The following is a 15,764-nucleotide window of genomic DNA, read 5'->3' as shown; positions in this document are numbered from 1 at the left end:
CGTCCCCGCGCTCGATAGCTGGGCTAAGTTCTCGGCTACGATGGCGGACGATGAGTTCGCTGCGCACTGAAGACGACACCTGGGACATCGCCACCAGCGTGGGCACCACCGCGGTGATGGTGGCCTCCGCCCGAGCCGCCGAGACCGAACGCGACGACGCGCTGATCCGCGATCCCTACGCCAAAGTTCTGGTCGCGGGCGCCGGTGGCGGCGTCTGGGACGTCATGCTCGACCCACAGACCCGCGTCAAGATTGCCGACGCGGATGAAGACGTCGCCGCGATCTTCGAGCACATGGGCAATTACCAGGCGGTTCGGACACACTTCTTCGACAAGTACTTCACCGAGGCCGTCGAGGCCGGTATCCGGCAGGTCGTCATTTTGGCGTCGGGGCTGGACTCGCGTGCGTACCGCCTGCAGTGGCCGGCGGGGACGTCGGTGTACGAGATCGACCAGCCCAAGGTGCTCGAGTACAAGGCCGCCCGGCTGGCAGAGCAAGGCGCGTTGCCGACCGCCAAGCGCGTCGCGGTGGCCGTCGACCTGCGCCAGGACTGGCCGCGCGCGCTGCGGGAGGCGGGTCTGGACCCCGACGCCCCGACCGCGTGGCTGGCCGAGGGTCTGCTGATGTACCTGCCCCCCGACGCCCAGGACCGGCTCTTCGAGCAGATCACCGCGCTCAGTGCGCCGGGTAGCCGCGTCTCGGTGGAGACGGTCGGGGTGCAGGCCGAGGAGCGGCGCGAGCAGATGCGGGAACGTTTCGAGAAGGTGCGCGCGCAGCTCGGCATGGAGGAGTCCGTCGACGTCGCGGAGCTGATGTACAACGACCCCGACCGCGCCGACGTCTCGGAGTGGCTCGACGCGCACGGGTGGCGGTCGACCGCGGTGACCTCCCAACAGGAGATGCGTCGGCTGGACCGCTGGGTGCTGCCCGAGGAGTATACCGACGACGACGGGTTCTCCGAGTTCGTCATCGCGTACAAGGAGTGAGAGAGCCCTTCTGGGCGGCCCAACCGGTTGGTTAGGATCGGGGCATTCCTCGGGTCAGGAAGGACTCCCCATGACCACCGATATCGCCACTCCGGCACAAGCCACCGAAGACATCCCCAGCATCGTGCGTCGCCTGCGCGAGACCTTCAAGACCGGCCGCACGAGGGACATCGAGTGGCGCATACGGCAGCTCAAGGCGATCGAACGCCTCGCCGTCGAGAACGAGGAGGCCATCGCCGCCGCGCTCGAACAGGATCTCGGGCGCAACCGCTTCGAGGCGTGGCTGGCCGACATCGCCAGCACCGCGGGTGAGGCCAAGGACGCCGCCAAGAACGTCAAGAAGTGGACCAAGCGCCGCTATCGGCTGCTCGAGATGTCGCAGCTGCCCGGCCGGGGCTGGGTCGAATACGAACCGTTCGGCACGGTGCTGGTCATCGGCGCGTGGAACTTCCCGTTCGTGCTGACGCTCGGCCCGGCGATCGGGGCGATCGCGGCGGGCAACACCGTGGTCCTCAAGCCCTCGGAGGTCTGTCCGGCGTCCTCAGCGCTGATGGCCGAACTGGTGCCGCGCTACCTCGACTCCGACGCGATCGCGGTGGTCGAGGGCGATGGCTCGGTCAGCCAGGAGCTCATCGCGCAGGGCTTCGACCACATCTGCTTTACCGGCGGCACCGAGATCGGCCGCAAGGTCTACGAACGCGCCGCACCGCATCTGACGCCGGTCACGCTCGAACTCGGCGGGAAGAGCCCGGTGATCGTCTCCGCCGATGCCGACATCGATGTCGCGGCCAAGCGCATCGCGTGGACGAAGCTGATCAACTCCGGGCAGATCTGCATCGCGCCTGACTATGTGCTCGCCGACGCGAAGATACGCGACAAGCTGGTCGACAAGATCAAAGAGGCGGTGGCGACGTTCGAGTCGGAGAACCCCGGCGGTAAACGCATTGTCAACGAACGCCACTTCGGGCGGCTGACCGACGCGTTGGCCGCGACCAAGGGTGAGGTGGTCGTCGGCGGCGGTTCGGACGCGTCGAAGATCAGCATCCAGCCGACCGTCGTCGTCGACCCCGACCCGGCGGAACCGTTGATGACCGACGAAATATTCGGCCCGATCCTGCCCGTCGTGACTGTCCAATCACTTGACGATGCAATCAGTTTCGTCAATTCGCGGCCGAAACCGCTGGCGGCCTACCTGTTCACCAAGACCAAGAGCATCAGGGAACGGGTGATCAAGGAGGTGCCGGCCGGCGGGATGGTGGTCAACCACCTGCTGTTCCACTTCGCCACCAACAAGCTGCCGTTCGGCGGCGTCGGTCCCTCGGGCATGGGCGCCTACCACGGCCGCTACGGCTTCGAGCAGTTCAGTCACAAGAAGACCGTGATGACCAAGCCGACCCGACCCGATGTCGGCGCGTTCATCTATCCCCCGTATACAGAGAAGGCTCTCAAGCTCGCCAAACGTCTGTTTTAGCGATTCGGGTGTAGTTGGTGGCGGCCAGCGCAACCAACTACACCGAAATCGCGGATTGTGGAAAGGAACCCCATGCCAGGAGTGCAGGATCGCGTCGTCGTCGTCACCGGGGCCGGAGGCGGACTCGGACGCGAATACGCGTTGACGCTCGCCAAAGAGGGCGCCAGCGTCGTCGTCAACGACCTCGGTGGTGCCCGAGACGGCACCGGCGCCGGCCAGAACATGGCCGACCAGGTCGTCGCCGAGATCAAGGAGGCCGGCGGCCGCGCCGTGGCCAACTACGACTCGGTCGCCGAGCCCGAGGGCGCCGAGAACATCATCAAGACCGCGCTCGACGAGTTCGGCAAGGTCGACGGTGTGGTCTCCAACGCGGGCATCCTGCGCGACGGCACATTCCATAAGATGGAGTTCGCCAACTGGGACGCCGTGCTCAAGGTGCACCTGTACGGCGGCTACAACGTGATCCGTGCCGCATGGCCGCACTTCCGGGAGAACGGCTTCGGGCGCGTCGTGGTGGCCACCTCGACCAGCGGTCTGTTCGGCAACTTCGGCCAGGCCAACTACGGCGCCGCCAAGCTCGGCCTCGTCGGCCTGATCAACACGCTGGCCCAGGAGGGCGCGAAGTACAACATCAAGGCCAACGCCGTCGCCCCGATCGCGGCGACCCGGATGACGCAGGACATCCTGCCACCGGAGGTCTTCGAGAAGCTGACGCCGGAATACGTTGCGCCCGTGGTGGCCTACCTCATGACCGAGGAACTGCCCGACACCGCTTCGGTGTTCATCGTCGGTGGCGGCAAAGTCCAACGGGTAGCGCTGTTCCAGAACGAGGGGCTCACCTTCTCCGAGGTTCCTTCCGTCGACGACATCGCCGCGAAGTGGGGCGAGATCACCGACCTGTCGGCGGCGCAGCGGGCCACCTTCAGCCTCGGCTGAGTTCGATGAAAGCGCTTGTCGCGCAGGAACTCACCGGACCGGCTGGACTTGCGTACACCGACGTCGACGATGTCGGCGGCGAGGACGTCGTCGTTGTCGACGTCGGTGCGGCCGGGGTCAGCTTTCCGGACCTGTTGCTGCTGCGCGGGGAGTACCAGCTGCGGCTCGAACCGCCGTTCGTCCCCGGCATGGAGGTCGCCGGGGTGGTGCGATCGGCGCCGTACGAGTCGGAGTTCAAACCCGGGCAGCGGGTGACCGCGCTGTCGATGCTCGGCGGGTGGGCTGAGCGGGTGGCGGTGTCGCCTGAGAGCCTGACACCGACGCCTGAGGGCCTCGACGACGCGGAAGCCGTTGCGCTGCTGGGCAACTACCAGACGATGTACTTCGCGCTGGCCAAGCGGGGCGCGCTGCGGCCCGGCGAGACGGTGCTGGTGCTCGGGTCGGCGGGCGGTGTGGGCACCGCGGCGGTGCAGATCGCGAAGGCGTTGGGCGCCAAGGTTATCGCGATGGTGCACCGGCCGCACGCGATCGAGTTCGTCGAGTCGCTGGGCGCCGACGTCGTGCTGCCGTTGACCGACGGGTGGCTGCGAGCGGTCAAGGACGCGACCGACGGCCGCGGCGTCGATCTGGTGGTCGACCCGATCGGCGGCGAGGCGTTCGACGATGCGATCCGCGCGCTTGCCGTGGAGGGCCGGCTGCTGGTGATCGGCTTTGCGGCGGGCGGGATTCCGACGGTGAAGGTGAACCGGCTACTGCTGCGCAATGTGGCGGTGATCGGTGTGGGCTACGGCGAATACGTGAACCGCACGCCGGGATCGCAGTCGGTGTTCGAGTTCGGCGTCGCCCAGCTCATCGAGGCCGGTCTTCGCCCGCCGCCGCCCATGCGCTACCCACTGTCGAAGGGCGCCGACGCGTTGCAGGCACTCGCCGACGGCGGCGTGCTCGGCAAGGTCGTACTGGAGCCGTAGATGCCGAAGGCGCTGGCGTTCGACACGTTCGGCACCGTCGTCGACTGGCGCTCCAGCATCATCCGCGAGCTCGAGGAATTCGGCCGCGCCTTTGGCGTGCAACGGGATTGGGCGGCCTTCGCCGACGACTGGCGGGCCGGCTACCCGCCCGCGATGGACCGGGTGCGCCGCGGTGAGCTGCCGTGGACCAAGATCGACGACCTGCACCGCATGATCCTCGTCGAGCTGATCGACACGGCGGGGGTCACGGGCGTCGATGCCGCGGCCGTCGACCATCTCAACCGGGCCTGGCACCGCCTCGACCCGTGGCCGGACGCCGTGGACGGCCTCACCCGGTTGAAGGCGCGCTACCTCATCACGACGCTGTCCAACGGGAACGTCTCGCTGCTGACGAATATGGCCAAGCGTGCGGGCCTGCCGTGGGACTGTGTGATCTCGGCCGAGCTTTTCCGCCACTACAAACCCGATCCCGAGGCCTATCTCGGGTGCGCCGAGCTGCTCGACGTCGCGCCCGGTGAGCTGATGCTGGTGGCCGCGCACGCCAGCGACCTGCGCGGCGCCAAACGCGCAGGTCTGATGACCGCCTACGTCGACCGACCGCTGGAGTACGGGACCGGCAGACGCCGTCCGTCGAAGATCGAAGTCGGCGAGTTCAACGTCATGGCAACCGATTTCGCCGACCTGGCCGACCAGCTCGGGGCCTGAACCGCAGCGACTTGTGCGTGAAAACGATCGCTGAAGCGATCGAAACCACTCACAAATCGCGGGGGTAGCGTGGGAGCGTGACCGATACGTCTTCGTTTCCGGCCGCGCTGCGCAGGGCGGTCGAGCTGTTCTCCGATCCACCGGCGCGTCTCGAGGTCCGCGACGGCTACCTGGACCTGCTCGACGACGCGGCATCACCGCAGCAGGCACCGCCGGAGAACCGCGGTCTGATCCAGGCCGTGTGGGCATCGGGTCCGGGGTCGATGTTCTACGACTACGCGCAGGGCTTCGCCCGCAGATTCGTGGGCGCATGGCAGCTGCCGATCGACTGGCTCACCATTCCGAAGGGCGGTGTCGCGCTCGACATCGGAAGCGGGCCGGGCAACGTCACCGCCTCGCTGGCCCGCGCGGCGGGACCGGGCGGGTTGGCGCTGGGCATCGACATCTCGAGACCGATGCTGGCGCGGGCGGTCAGCGCGCAGGCCGGGCCCAACGTCGGATTCCTGCGGGCCGACGCGCAGCGGTTGCCGTTCCAGGACGAGACCTTCGACGCGGTGACGTCGCTGGCGGTGGTGCAGCTGATCCCCGAACCGTCGTCGGCGGTGGCCGAGATGTACCGCGTGCTGAAGCCGGGCGGCCGGATCGCGATCATGGTGCCCACGGTCGGTCACGTCCCCCCGCCGCTGCGATGGTTGTCGAGCGGAGGGGCGCGCTTCTTCACCGAAGACGAACTGGGCGACATGTTCGAGCAACGCGGATTCGTCAGCGTGCGCACCAAGTCCATCGGCAACATCCAGTGGGTGCGGGCGCAGCGCCCGTAGATTCAACACATGACCACCGGCGGGATCGTGCTTGTCGCGTTGGCCATCGCGGTCGGCATCGTCGGCATCGTGGTGCCGGTGCTTCCCGGCACCCTGCTGGTCTTCGGGGCGATCGCGGTGTGGGCCGTCGTCGAGCAGGAACCAGCCGCATGGGTGACGTTGGCCGTGGCGACCGTGCTGCTCGGTGCTGCGGCGCTGATCAAGTACACGTGGCCGGTGCGACGGATGCGGGAGGCCGATGTGCGCACCCTGAGCCTGGTCGCGGGCGGAGTGCTCGGCGTGGTCGGCTTCTTCGCGATCCCCGTGCTCGGACTCCCGATCGGCTTCGTGCTCGGCATCTATCTCGCTGAACTGACCAACCGGCACGACCGTCGCCTGGCGTGGGTATCGACGAAGCATGCGCTCAAGGGCGTCGCCTTGTCCGTCGGGGTCGAAATGGCCGGCGCGTTGCTCGCCACCGTCGTTTGGGTCATCGGGGTGTACCTGACGCAGTAGCTTGCAGGCATGGCCAAGCTGCGTTTCGGATACTTCATCGCACCGTTCCACCGCGCCGGCACCAACCCGACGCTCGCGCTGCAGCGCGATCTGGAGCTCATCGAGCACCTCGACGCGGTCGGCTACGACGAGGCGTGGATCGGCGAACACCATTCGGCGGGAAGCGAGATCATCAGCTCACCCGAGGTGTTCATCGCGGCGGCCGCGCAGCGCGCCAAGCGGATCCGGTTCGGCACCGGCGTCATCTCGCTGGCGTATCACAACCCGCTGTGGGCGGCCGACCGGCTGATGCTGCTCGACCACCTCACCCATGGGCGGATCATTGGCGGCATGGGGCCCGGGTCGCTTCCCACCGACTCGGCGATGATCGGCTTGACGCCCACCGACACCCGCGAACTGCTCGAGACCAACCTCGACATCGTCGTGCGGTTGCTCAAGGGTGAGACGGTCTCGGCCAAGACCGCCACCCACGAACTCCACGACGCCAGACTGCAACTGGCGCCTTATGCGGAAGACGGGATCCCGCTGGCCGTCGCCGCGGTGGCCTCGCCGACCGGAGCGCGGCTGGCAGGCAAGCACGGGATCGGCCTGCTGTCGATCGGTGCGACGCTCGTCGTCGAGGGATTCGACGCGCTCGCCCACCACTGGGGGATCGCCGAGGAACGCGCGGCCGCGTTCGGCACCACAGTCGACCGCCGCAACTGGTCGCTGGTGTGCCCCATGCACATCGCCGAAACCGAGGAGCAGGCCCGCGCGGACGTGCGCTTCGGCCTCGAGCACTGGTACCGCTACTTCCAGAAGGTCGCGGCGTTCCCGCAAATGGAGGTGCCCGGCGAGAACCTCGATGAGGTCGTCGACATCATCAACGGCGCCGGCGCCGGAGTGATCGGCACACCCGACCAGGCACGCGCGCAGGTGCAGCGGCTGTGGGACCAATCCGGCGGCTTCGGCTGCATGCTGCAGATGGGCCACGAATGGGCCAATCCCGCCGCCACCAAGCGCTCGGCGGAACTGTTCGCCGCCGAGGTCATCCCGCACTTCCAGGGTCAGGCCCAGCCGACGCTCGACGCCGCGGCACGGGCCCGCGATGTGCGCGACAACCTGGCCCAGACGCAGCTGTCCGCGATCGAGCACATGACGCAGAAGTATGAGGCCGAAAAAGGCGGGGCCTGACGGGGTTTCAGCCGAGCAGGACGGCGCGCAACTGCGCAACCTGATCGTCGGTGACGCCGGCGGCATCGAGGTAGCCCCGAAGCGAGCCATAATTCTCGACAATCGAACGTCGCGCGGTCTCGAGGTAGTCCTCGCGCACGCCGAGCACCTCCTCGGTGAGCCGCGCCTCGGCGAAGGTGACGATCTCGTCGGTGGTGTCCTCCGACCGGTTGCGGATCGACTCGAGGATGCTTTCGCGCAGCTGTGACACCGCCTCATTGCTGCGCAGGAAGTCGGCCACGATGGCGTCGCGCTGCACACCGACCGCCTCGAGCACCGTCGCGACCGTGAACCCCGTGCGGTCCTTACCCGCGAAGCAGTGGGCGATGACCGGGCGCTGGCCGGCGAGCATCGAAATCACCTGGCGCACGGCCAGATGTGCACCGGGCAGCGTGGGGAACTTCTGGTACTCCTCGGTCATGAAGCGACCCGCGGCCACCGCGACGTCCTCGTCCTCGGGTTTCTCGGTCATCATGCGCTGGAAACTCTGCTCATGCGGGGCCTCCGCGCCGGGCTTGGCCAACTCGTGAAACGGCAGCCGGTGTATCGCGATGCCGTCGGGCACCCGCCCCGGTCCGCGCCGCTCGACCTCACGATCCGAGCGCAGATCGGCGACGTCGGTGATATTCAAGCGGCGCAACAGCTCCCGGCCGGCCTCGTCCAGACCGCTCAGCTCGCTGGACCGGAAGAACTGCCCAGGTCTGATGCCGGTCTCCTCGGCGATGTCGCGGAAGTTCCACGCGCCTGACAGGGCGTCGGGGTTGCCCGCCACCTATCCGGCCCCTCCGGCCACAGCCGCGCCTTGGGTCGCCGCGGTGGCGAAAGGGCTTTTCTCCCTGCCGAGTTCGGCGCGGGCGATGGTCCGCATGTGCACCTCATCCGGCCCGTCGAACAGCCGCATCGCCCGGTGCCAGGCGTACAGGCGCGCCAGCGGCACGTCGTCGGATACGCCCATGCCGCCGTGCACCTGGATGGCGCGGTCGATGACGTCGCACGCCATCTGCGGGGCGACCGCCTTGATCTGAGCGACCAGGACCTGAGCGTCCTTGCTCTTGTTGCCCTGCTCGTCGATGGTCCACGCCGCCTTGTGGCACAGCAGGCGGGCCTGGTCGATCTGGTTGCGCGACTTGGCGATCGACTCGCGCACCACACCCTGCTCGGACAGCGGCTTGCCGAACGCCACGCGCTTCTGCACGCGGTCGATCATCAACGCCAGCGCCCGCTCGGCGGCGCCGATCGCGCGCATGCAGTGGTGGATACGGCCGGGACCAAGGCGGGCCTGGGCGATCGCGAACCCGCTGCCCTCTTCGTGGAGCAGGTTCCCGGCCGGCACCCGCGCGTTGTCGAAGACGATCTCGCAATGCCCGTGCTGGTCTTGGTAGCCGAACACCGGAAGCGAACGCTGGATGTCGACGCCCGGAGTGTCGGTCGGCACGAGGATCATCGACTGCTGCTGGTGGCTGGCCGCATCCGGATTCGTGCGGCCCATCACGATCATGATCTTGCAGCGCGGGTCGGCCGCGCCGGTGATCCACCACTTGCGACCGTTGATGACGTAGTCGTCCCCGTCGCGCAGCATCGTGGTCTCGATGTTGCGGGCGTCGCTGGAGGCGACGGCGGGTTCGGTCATCGCGAAGGCGCTGCGGATCTCGCCGGCCAGCAGCGGTTCGAGCCATTGCTTGCGCTGCTGCTCATTGGCGAACAGGTGCAGCGTCTCCATGTTGCCGGTGTCGGGGGCCGCGCAGTTGGTGACCTCGGGCGCGATCTCCATGCTCCAACCGGTCAGCTCGGCCAGCTGCGCGTACTCGAGGTTGCTCAGACCCGACTCGGCGGGCAGAAACAGGTTCCACAGCCCGCGTTCCTTCGCGAGCTTTTTGAGGTCCTCGACGATCGGCGGGACGGTGTGGTCCTTGGGTCCCGCCTCTTCGCGGCAGCGGTCGTACTCGGCTTCGGCGGGGAAGACGAATTCCGTCATGAAGTCGCCCAGGCGCTGGTGATAGTCCTGGGCCTTGGCCGACATCGCGAAGTCCATGCCCGCCACGATATGTCACCTCCTCAGACGGGTTTGTGCTGTGTCGGGCTTTGCCCGGACTCCCACTTGGCCTGCAGGCTGCGGGTCACCCGGGCGCCCGCGGCGTATTCGACCTGGAAGGTCGTACCGTCGTCGAGCTCGTAGGTGATGACGGCCGTGCCGTCGTTGACGTCCTTGTGCACCACCTTGGATGGGACGGGTTCAGCGCCGCGGTCGACGAGGACGATGTCGCCGGGCGTGACGTCCTCGATGCGGTCGTTCTCGGAGATGTTCGACATCTGACGACCGTAGCAACGCCGCGGGCGCGACGGTTCGCGCACTCTCCGATGCCTCCGTCTGGTTGGACCCCGAAATATGCTGACAGCGAACCTATTTCACGGCGCCGGTGTGGCCACAATCACGTTCGTTTAGCTTGCCTTCGCACTGAGAAAGGCCGAGGATCGAATACGTAATCTGGACTGAATCCAAACTAAGCGATAAGGATGGTGCTCGCGAATGGCATTGTTGACAATCGGTGACCAGTTCCCCAGGTACGACATGGCGGCGGTGGTCGGCGGTGACCTCTCCGAGGTCGATGCCAAGCAGCCCGACGACTATTTCACCCGCGTGACCAGCGAGGACCACGAGGGCAAGTGGCGGATCGTCTTCTTCTGGCCGAAGGACTTCACCTTCGTGTGCCCGACGGAGATCGCCACGTTCGGCAAGCTCAACGACGACTTCGAGGACCGCGACGCGAAGGTCATCGGCGTGTCCGTCGACAACGAGTTCGTCCACTTCCAGTGGCGCGCCCAGCACGAGGACCTCAAGAAGCTGCCGTTCCCGATGGCTTCGGACCTCAAGCGCGAGTTGTCGCTGGCGACCGGTGTGCTCAACGCCGACGGCGTGGCCGACCGGGCGACGTTCATCATCGACCCGAACAACGAGATCCAGTTCGTGTCGGTGACGGCCGGGTCCGTGGGCCGCAACGTCGACGAGGTGCTGCGCGTGCTCGATGCGCTGCAGTCCGACGAGCTGTGCGCCTGCAACTGGAAGAAGGGTGATCCCACGATCAAGCCGGCTGAGCTGCTGGCAGAGGCGGTGTAACCATGAGCATCGACAACATCAAGGAAGCGCTTCCGGAGTACGCCAAGGACCTGAAGCTCAACTTCGGCAGCATCGTCAAGACGACCGAGCTGTCCGAGGAGCAGTTGTGGGGCGCCCTGGTGGCGACCGCCGCGGCGACCAAGAACGAGCGACTGCTGCGTGAGATCGCCGAGGACGCGCTGGACATCCTGAGCCAGGAGGCCTACAACGCCGCCCTCGGTGCGGCCGCGATCATGGGGATGAACAACGTCTTCTACCGCACCAAGGGCCAGCTCGACGGCGCCTATGACGACCTGCGGGCCGGGCTGCGGATGAACATCATCGGCAATCCCGGTGTGGCCAAGGAGGACTTCGAGCTGTGGTCGCTGGCGGTGTCGGCGATGAACGGATGCGGCCATTGCGTCGCAGCGCACGAGAAGACCCTGCGCGACGCTGACGTCTCCCGCACGGTCATCTTCGAGGCGATCCGGTTGGCCTCGATCGTCTCCGGCGTGGGCCAGGCGCTGCAGACCGCCGAGGTGCTGACCTCGGTCTGATCGAACACATTAAAGCGGGGGCACCGAATCTCGGTGCCCCCGCTCTGGTGTCTCGCCTCAACGGTAGTAGCCCGGCTCCTCGACCTGGATGTGGTCGATCCGGTGGCCGTGCGTTCCGTTCTGAACCGACGGAGCGTGGACGCTGGGCGTCGCGACGATGCCCGGCCGCGGCGTGTTGTCGGGGGAGTAGGTACCCGCGCTGGCGGCTCCGGCGAAACCGAGTGCCCCGGCGAGGATTCCGGCCCCGAGGACCGGCAGCGCGACGAAGCGGGCGAGGCGGCGATTGGTGTTGGTGGTCATTTCGAATCTCCTTTGATCCTTGCTGTTCTTGTTCTGACCACCGGCTTGTTCCGGCGATGACTCAAGAGTGCTGCAACACAATCGCGCTGTATGTCGGGAAACCGGTGGGCGATCGGGATGAATCTCGTGTCCCCCAAATAGGGGAAGCGGACGCCCCGCTATGCCAAGCTGACACCCGTGGCGAGCGGTACGACCGGTGACAAGGTCCGGGTGGTGGTGGGAGACGACCATCCGATGTTTCGCGACGGAGTGGTCCGAGCGCTGGTGTCCAGCGGCCAGATCGAGGTGGTGGCGGAGGCCGACGACGGCGCGACCGCTCTCGAAGCGATCCGCTCACATTCCCCGCAGGTGGCCCTGCTGGACTACCGGATGCCCGGCATGGACGGGTCCGAGGTGGCGGCCGCTGTCATACGGGACGAACTGCCCACGCGGGTGTTGCTCATCTCCGCGCACGACGAGTCCGCGATCGTCTATCAGGCACTGCAGAACGGTGCAGCGGGATTCCTGCCCAAGGAGTCCACTCGGGCGGAGCTTGTCAATGCGGTGCTCGATTGCGCCAAGGGCCGAGATGTCGTCGCACCGAGCCTGGCCGCCGGCCTGGCTGGTGAGATCCGCAAGCGCTCTGAATCCAACGGTCCGACGCTGAGCCCGAGGGAACGCGAGGTGCTCCGACTGATCGCGTCCGGGACCAGCATCCCGGCGATGGCAAAGCAGCTGTTCCTGGCGCCATCGACGGTGAAGACCCACGTGCAGCGGCTCTATGAGAAGCTCGGCGTCAACGACCGCGGCGCGGCGGTCGCCGAGGCGATGCGCCGCAAGCTGCTGGACTGACACCGTCGTGCTGAACCGGATCGCGAGCTTCTTCGCCGCGGAGCCCGTGCGCGTTTCCGCGGTCCTGCGGCTACCGCTGCTCGCGCTGATCGGGGTGCTGGTGGTGATCTGGGAGGTCGACCACTGGCTTCCCGGGCTGTACGCGGTGGTGCTCGGGATATGGGCGGTCGCGGCCGTGCTGTGGCTCGTCGCGGTGTTGCGCGGCCCGGTGCCCTGGTGGGCAGGCTGGGCGTCCACCGGCGTGGACGTCCTGATGATCCTGGTGCTGTGCCTGGTCTCCGGTGGCGCCACCGCCGCGCTGCTCCCCGTCTTTTTCCTGCTGCCCATCGCGGTCGCGTTCCAGGACCGGCCCATGCTGACCGCGCTGCTCGGAACCGGCACGGCGACGGCCTATCTCGGGGCGTGGGTGGTGTACTCGAAACGCGACGACTCGGTCGGGTTGCCGAATGTCGTCTACACCCACTTCGGCTTCCTGCTGTGGGGTGCGGTGGCGATGACCGCACTGTGCGTCGTGCTGGTCCGTCGCCAGGCGCGGGTGGCGAAGCTGCAGGCGGTGCGGCGCCAACTGGTTTCCGAGGCGATGCAGGCCGACGAGCGGCACAACCGAGAGGTCGCCGAGAATCTGCACGACGGACCGCTGCAGACACTGCTCGCGGCGCGCCTGGACCTCGACGAACTTCAGGAGAACAACGACGATCCCGCGCTGGAGGCGCTTCGCGACGCGTTGCAGCAGACCGCCGCGGCGCTGCGTTCGACGGTGACCCAACTGCATCCACAGGTGCTGGCTCAACTGGGCCTCACCCCGGCGCTACGAGAGCTGTTGCGCCAGTTTGAATCTCGGACTCACTATGAGATCGAGGCGGACCTCGACGACGTCGGCAAGCCCGAATCGCAGCAGTTGCTCCACCGGGCGGCCCGCGAACTGCTGGCCAACATCCACAAGCACGCCGACGCGACGACGGTGCGGGTGGGGCTGACGCGCCGAGACGACCGGGTCGTTTTGACGGTCTCCGACGACGGCAAGGGATTCGACCCGGCGATCATCGAGCAGTACGTCGCCGACGGCCATATCGGCCTGGGCTCACTGCTGGCCCGGTTCGACGCGATGGGCGGGTCGCTGGAGGTGATTTCGGAGGAAGGGCACGGCACACAGGTCACGGTCACCTCGCCGCCCGAACCGTCGCTCGGTGAACCCGCCGAGATCAGGACGTGAGGCCGCGGGCGATGACGAGACGCTGAATCTGGTTGGTGCCCTCGAAGATCTGGGTGATCTTGGCCTCGCGCATGTAGCGCTCTACGCGGTAGTCGCGCGTGTAGCCGGCGCCGCCGAACACCTGCACCGCGTCGGTGGTCACCTTCATCGCGGCGTCGGTGGCGATCAGCTTGGCGACGCTGGCTTGCTGTGAGTACTGCCGGCCCTGATCGCGTCGACGCGCCGCGTCCAGGTACGTAGCCCGCGCACTGGCGACCGCGGCGGCCATGTCGGCCACCAGGAAGCCGAGCCCCTGATGGTCGATGATCTTGCGCCCGAACGTCGTTCGCTCGTTGGCGTAGGCGACGGCCTCGTCGAGCGCGGCCTGGGCCAGCCCGGTGGCGACCGCGGCGATGCCCAACCGCCCGGAATCCAGTGCGGAGAAAGCGATCTGCAGGCCTTGGCCCTCGGCTCCGATCAGCCGGTCGGCGTCGATGTGGGCGTCGGAGTAGAACGCCGACGTGGTCGGGATCGCGTGCAGGCCCATCTTCTCCTCGGGCTTTCCGAAGCTCAGCCCGGGCAGGTCGCCGGGTACCAGGAAGCACGAAATGCCCTTCGAGCCTTCGCCCGTGCGCGCGAACAACGTGTAGAAATCGGCACGCCCGCCGTGGGTGATCCAGGACTTGGAGCCGTTGATGACATAGCCGTCTTCGGCTTTGGCCGCCGCGCAGCGCAGCGCCGCGGCATCCGAACCGGCCTGTGGCTCCGACAGGCTGTAGGCGCCGATCTGCCCACCGGACAGCATGCCGGGCAGCCACCGCCGCTTCTGCTCGTGGGAGCCGAACATCAACAGCGGATGTGACGACAGGCTGTGCACGCTGACCGCCACCGCGACAGCCGCCCACCGGGCCGCCAGCTCCTCGAGGACCTGCAGGTAGACCTCGTAAGGAACCCCACCACCGCCCCACTCTTCGGGCTGGGGCAGGCTCAGCAGTCCGGCCGCACCCAGTTGCGCCATCACGCCTTCGGGATAGCGTTCGGCCTTCTCGTGGTCGTCGACGATCGGGTCGAGCACCTTGTCGGCGATGTCGCGCGTCAGCGCGATCAGATCATCGGCGTCCGGGGTTGGCAGCAGCCGGTCGACAGCCATCCGATGGCCTCCCGTGGTTGTACTGGTCGAGACCACCATAGGCGGGCCCGGCCGGCGGCCACCGCGCCGTCAGTCGCTGCGTCGCCACCAGGCGGCGAAGTACAGCACCATCGCCCCGGTCAACGCGAGCAGCACCCACAGCACGAGGATCTGGTCGATCCACGCGCCCGGCGGCGGCGCGCCGGGCATGAAGTTGCGGATGGGGATGATCGCGAACAGCGATGCGGCGTACCACGTGCCGAAGGGCGGGAGGAAGTTGCGCCGCCCACGCAGCATCTCGATCGATACGAAGAGAGCCAGCGCGGGCAGGGTGATCAACACCAGGCACAGGCCCACATCGAAGGCGAGCGGTCCCTTCGCCCGCTTCAACGTCAGCGTCTCGTAGTCGCCGTCGTCAGCCGACTGGGTGGCCGGCCCGCTTCGCGTGCTGGTGATGTCCCACCCGTCGAGTCCGCCGGTCACCACCACCCGGGCGGGCTCGAACGTGCGGTCGTCACCGCTTCCGACGATGATGTCGGCCCCCAGAGCGCCGACCGTGTACGAGTCGAAGGGCCACTTGTCCGGGTCGCCCTTCGCGGACAGCGTGGCGTTGATCTGGGCAGGCAACTGCCCCTTCGGCGTCTGCAGGTCTTCGATGTCGATGTTGATCTCGTTGATGAACAGCCGCACCGCGATATCGGTGTTGACCACGTTGAGGTCGTCGTTCATGTGGTTGTCCGACGGGAAGACCACGACCTTGACGTCGATCTGGTTGGCGACCGTGTGCAGTTCCGACAGGGTGACCTGGACGATGTTGTCGCCGCTGTCGCCGAGGTCGGGAGGACCCAAGGAGACCGGCTCGCCGGAGAGATAGTGATAACCCACGAGCGACGCGATGTAGACGACCAGGATGATCAGCACCGTGGCGATGTCGGCCAGCCGTGCGCGTCGGCGATTGCGGGACTTCGGCGACGAGTCTTCCGGCACCTTCGGGATGCTAGTTCGCGCGGGCACCGTTTCCGGTGCGCCGTGCCGGTGGAAATCCGCGACTGGCCGTACCGATTTAG

Annotated in this window: 18 protein-coding genes; 12 read left to right on the top strand and 6 right to left on the bottom strand. The window is 67.2% G+C overall.

The window, feature by feature from the left end:
* Positions 1-50 precede the first annotated feature (50 nt).
* From CEX87_RS10545 to CEX87_RS10510, 8 genes are all read left to right on the top strand, one after another.
* Positions 51-986 (top strand): class I SAM-dependent methyltransferase, encoded by a 936-nt coding sequence (locus CEX87_RS10545; protein WP_094287054.1) that lies wholly within the window; start codon positions 51-53, stop codon positions 984-986.
* A gap of 70 nt (positions 987-1,056) precedes the next feature.
* Positions 1,057-2,457 carry an aldehyde dehydrogenase family protein gene (locus CEX87_RS10540; RefSeq protein ID WP_094287053.1) on the top strand — a complete coding sequence of 467 codons (1,401 nt, stop codon included), beginning with the start codon at positions 1,057-1,059 and terminating at the stop codon, positions 2,455-2,457.
* A 72-nt stretch (positions 2,458-2,529) separates the two neighbouring features.
* Positions 2,530-3,393, top strand: a complete 864-nt coding sequence (locus CEX87_RS10535) for an SDR family NAD(P)-dependent oxidoreductase (protein WP_064394638.1) — start codon at positions 2,530-2,532, stop codon at positions 3,391-3,393.
* Positions 3,394-3,398: 5 nt separating this feature from the next.
* Positions 3,399-4,361, top strand: a complete 963-nt coding sequence (locus tag CEX87_RS10530) for an NADPH:quinone oxidoreductase family protein (RefSeq protein WP_094287052.1) — start codon at positions 3,399-3,401, stop codon at positions 4,359-4,361.
* On the top strand, positions 4,362-5,066 hold the full coding sequence (locus CEX87_RS10525) for a haloacid dehalogenase type II (protein ID WP_064417690.1): 705 nt from the start codon (positions 4,362-4,364) through the stop codon (positions 5,064-5,066).
* A 77-nt stretch (positions 5,067-5,143) separates the two neighbouring features.
* A complete protein-coding gene (locus CEX87_RS10520; protein WP_094287051.1) occupies positions 5,144-5,887 on the top strand; it encodes a methyltransferase domain-containing protein in 744 nt (247 codons plus the stop codon).
* Between the two features lie 9 nt (positions 5,888-5,896).
* On the top strand, positions 5,897-6,382 hold the full coding sequence (locus CEX87_RS10515; RefSeq protein ID WP_064427979.1) for a DUF456 domain-containing protein: 486 nt from the start codon (positions 5,897-5,899) through the stop codon (positions 6,380-6,382).
* A gap of 9 nt (positions 6,383-6,391) precedes the next feature.
* Positions 6,392-7,555: an LLM class flavin-dependent oxidoreductase gene (locus tag CEX87_RS10510; RefSeq protein ID WP_064427980.1), complete on the top strand. Its 1,164-nt coding sequence runs from the start codon at positions 6,392-6,394 to the stop codon at positions 7,553-7,555.
* A gap of 7 nt (positions 7,556-7,562) precedes the next feature.
* On the opposite strand, the gene CEX87_RS10505 is transcribed toward CEX87_RS10510, so the two are convergent.
* The 3 genes from CEX87_RS10505 to CEX87_RS10495 are packed head-to-tail and all read right to left on the bottom strand — an operon-like array spanning position 7,563 to position 9,904.
* On the bottom strand, positions 7,563-8,366 hold the full coding sequence (locus CEX87_RS10505) for a tyrosine-protein phosphatase (RefSeq protein ID WP_064427981.1): 804 nt from the start codon (positions 8,364-8,366) through the stop codon (positions 7,563-7,565).
* Entirely contained in the window at positions 8,367-9,614 is a 1,248-nt protein-coding gene (locus CEX87_RS10500; protein ID WP_198957202.1) for an acyl-CoA dehydrogenase family protein, read from the bottom strand.
* Positions 9,615-9,649: 35 nt separating this feature from the next.
* Positions 9,650-9,904, bottom strand: coding sequence for a hypothetical protein (locus CEX87_RS10495; protein WP_064394630.1), 255 nt, complete (start codon positions 9,902-9,904; stop codon positions 9,650-9,652).
* Positions 9,905-10,121: 217 nt separating this feature from the next.
* Here CEX87_RS10495 and CEX87_RS10490 point away from each other — a divergent pair, with 217 nt between their 5' ends.
* Both CEX87_RS10490 and ahpD read left to right on the top strand, forming a co-directional pair.
* Positions 10,122-10,709 (top strand): peroxiredoxin, encoded by a 588-nt coding sequence (locus CEX87_RS10490; protein WP_064394629.1) that lies wholly within the window; start codon positions 10,122-10,124, stop codon positions 10,707-10,709.
* A 2-nt stretch (positions 10,710-10,711) separates the two neighbouring features.
* Positions 10,712-11,245, top strand: a complete 534-nt coding sequence (gene ahpD, locus CEX87_RS10485; protein WP_064394628.1) for an alkyl hydroperoxide reductase AhpD — start codon at positions 10,712-10,714, stop codon at positions 11,243-11,245.
* 57 nt (positions 11,246-11,302) lie between these two features.
* Here the strand turns inward: ahpD and CEX87_RS10480 are convergent, their stop codons facing one another.
* A complete protein-coding gene (locus CEX87_RS10480; protein ID WP_064394627.1) occupies positions 11,303-11,545 on the bottom strand; it encodes a hypothetical protein in 243 nt (80 codons plus the stop codon).
* 177 nt (positions 11,546-11,722) lie between these two features.
* Between CEX87_RS10480 and CEX87_RS10475 the strand changes: the two genes are divergently transcribed.
* Complete coding sequence (locus CEX87_RS10475; RefSeq protein ID WP_082693599.1) at positions 11,723-12,376, top strand: response regulator; 654 nt, start codon at positions 11,723-11,725, stop codon at positions 12,374-12,376.
* A 7-nt stretch (positions 12,377-12,383) separates the two neighbouring features.
* Positions 12,384-13,589: a sensor histidine kinase gene (locus tag CEX87_RS10470; protein WP_064418117.1), complete on the top strand. Its 1,206-nt coding sequence runs from the start codon at positions 12,384-12,386 to the stop codon at positions 13,587-13,589.
* Here the strand turns inward: CEX87_RS10470 and CEX87_RS10465 are convergent.
* The gene (locus CEX87_RS10465) at positions 13,579-14,718 is read right to left on the bottom strand and encodes an acyl-CoA dehydrogenase family protein (RefSeq protein WP_064427983.1); all 1,140 of its coding nucleotides are present in this window, start codon (positions 14,716-14,718) and stop codon (positions 13,579-13,581) included. The genes CEX87_RS10470 and CEX87_RS10465 overlap by 11 nt on opposite strands.
* 69 nt (positions 14,719-14,787) lie before the next feature.
* On the bottom strand, positions 14,788-15,684 hold the full coding sequence (locus CEX87_RS10460; protein ID WP_198957199.1) for a DUF4436 domain-containing protein: 897 nt from the start codon (positions 15,682-15,684) through the stop codon (positions 14,788-14,790).
* Positions 15,685-15,764: the final 80 nt, after the last annotated feature.

The organism is Mycobacterium lehmannii, from assembly GCF_002245535.1.
GTDB lineage: Bacteria > Actinomycetota > Actinomycetes > Mycobacteriales > Mycobacteriaceae > Mycobacterium > Mycobacterium lehmannii.
The sequence above is the reverse complement of the archived record's forward strand: the minus strand, read 5'-3'. Positions and strand labels throughout refer to the sequence as shown.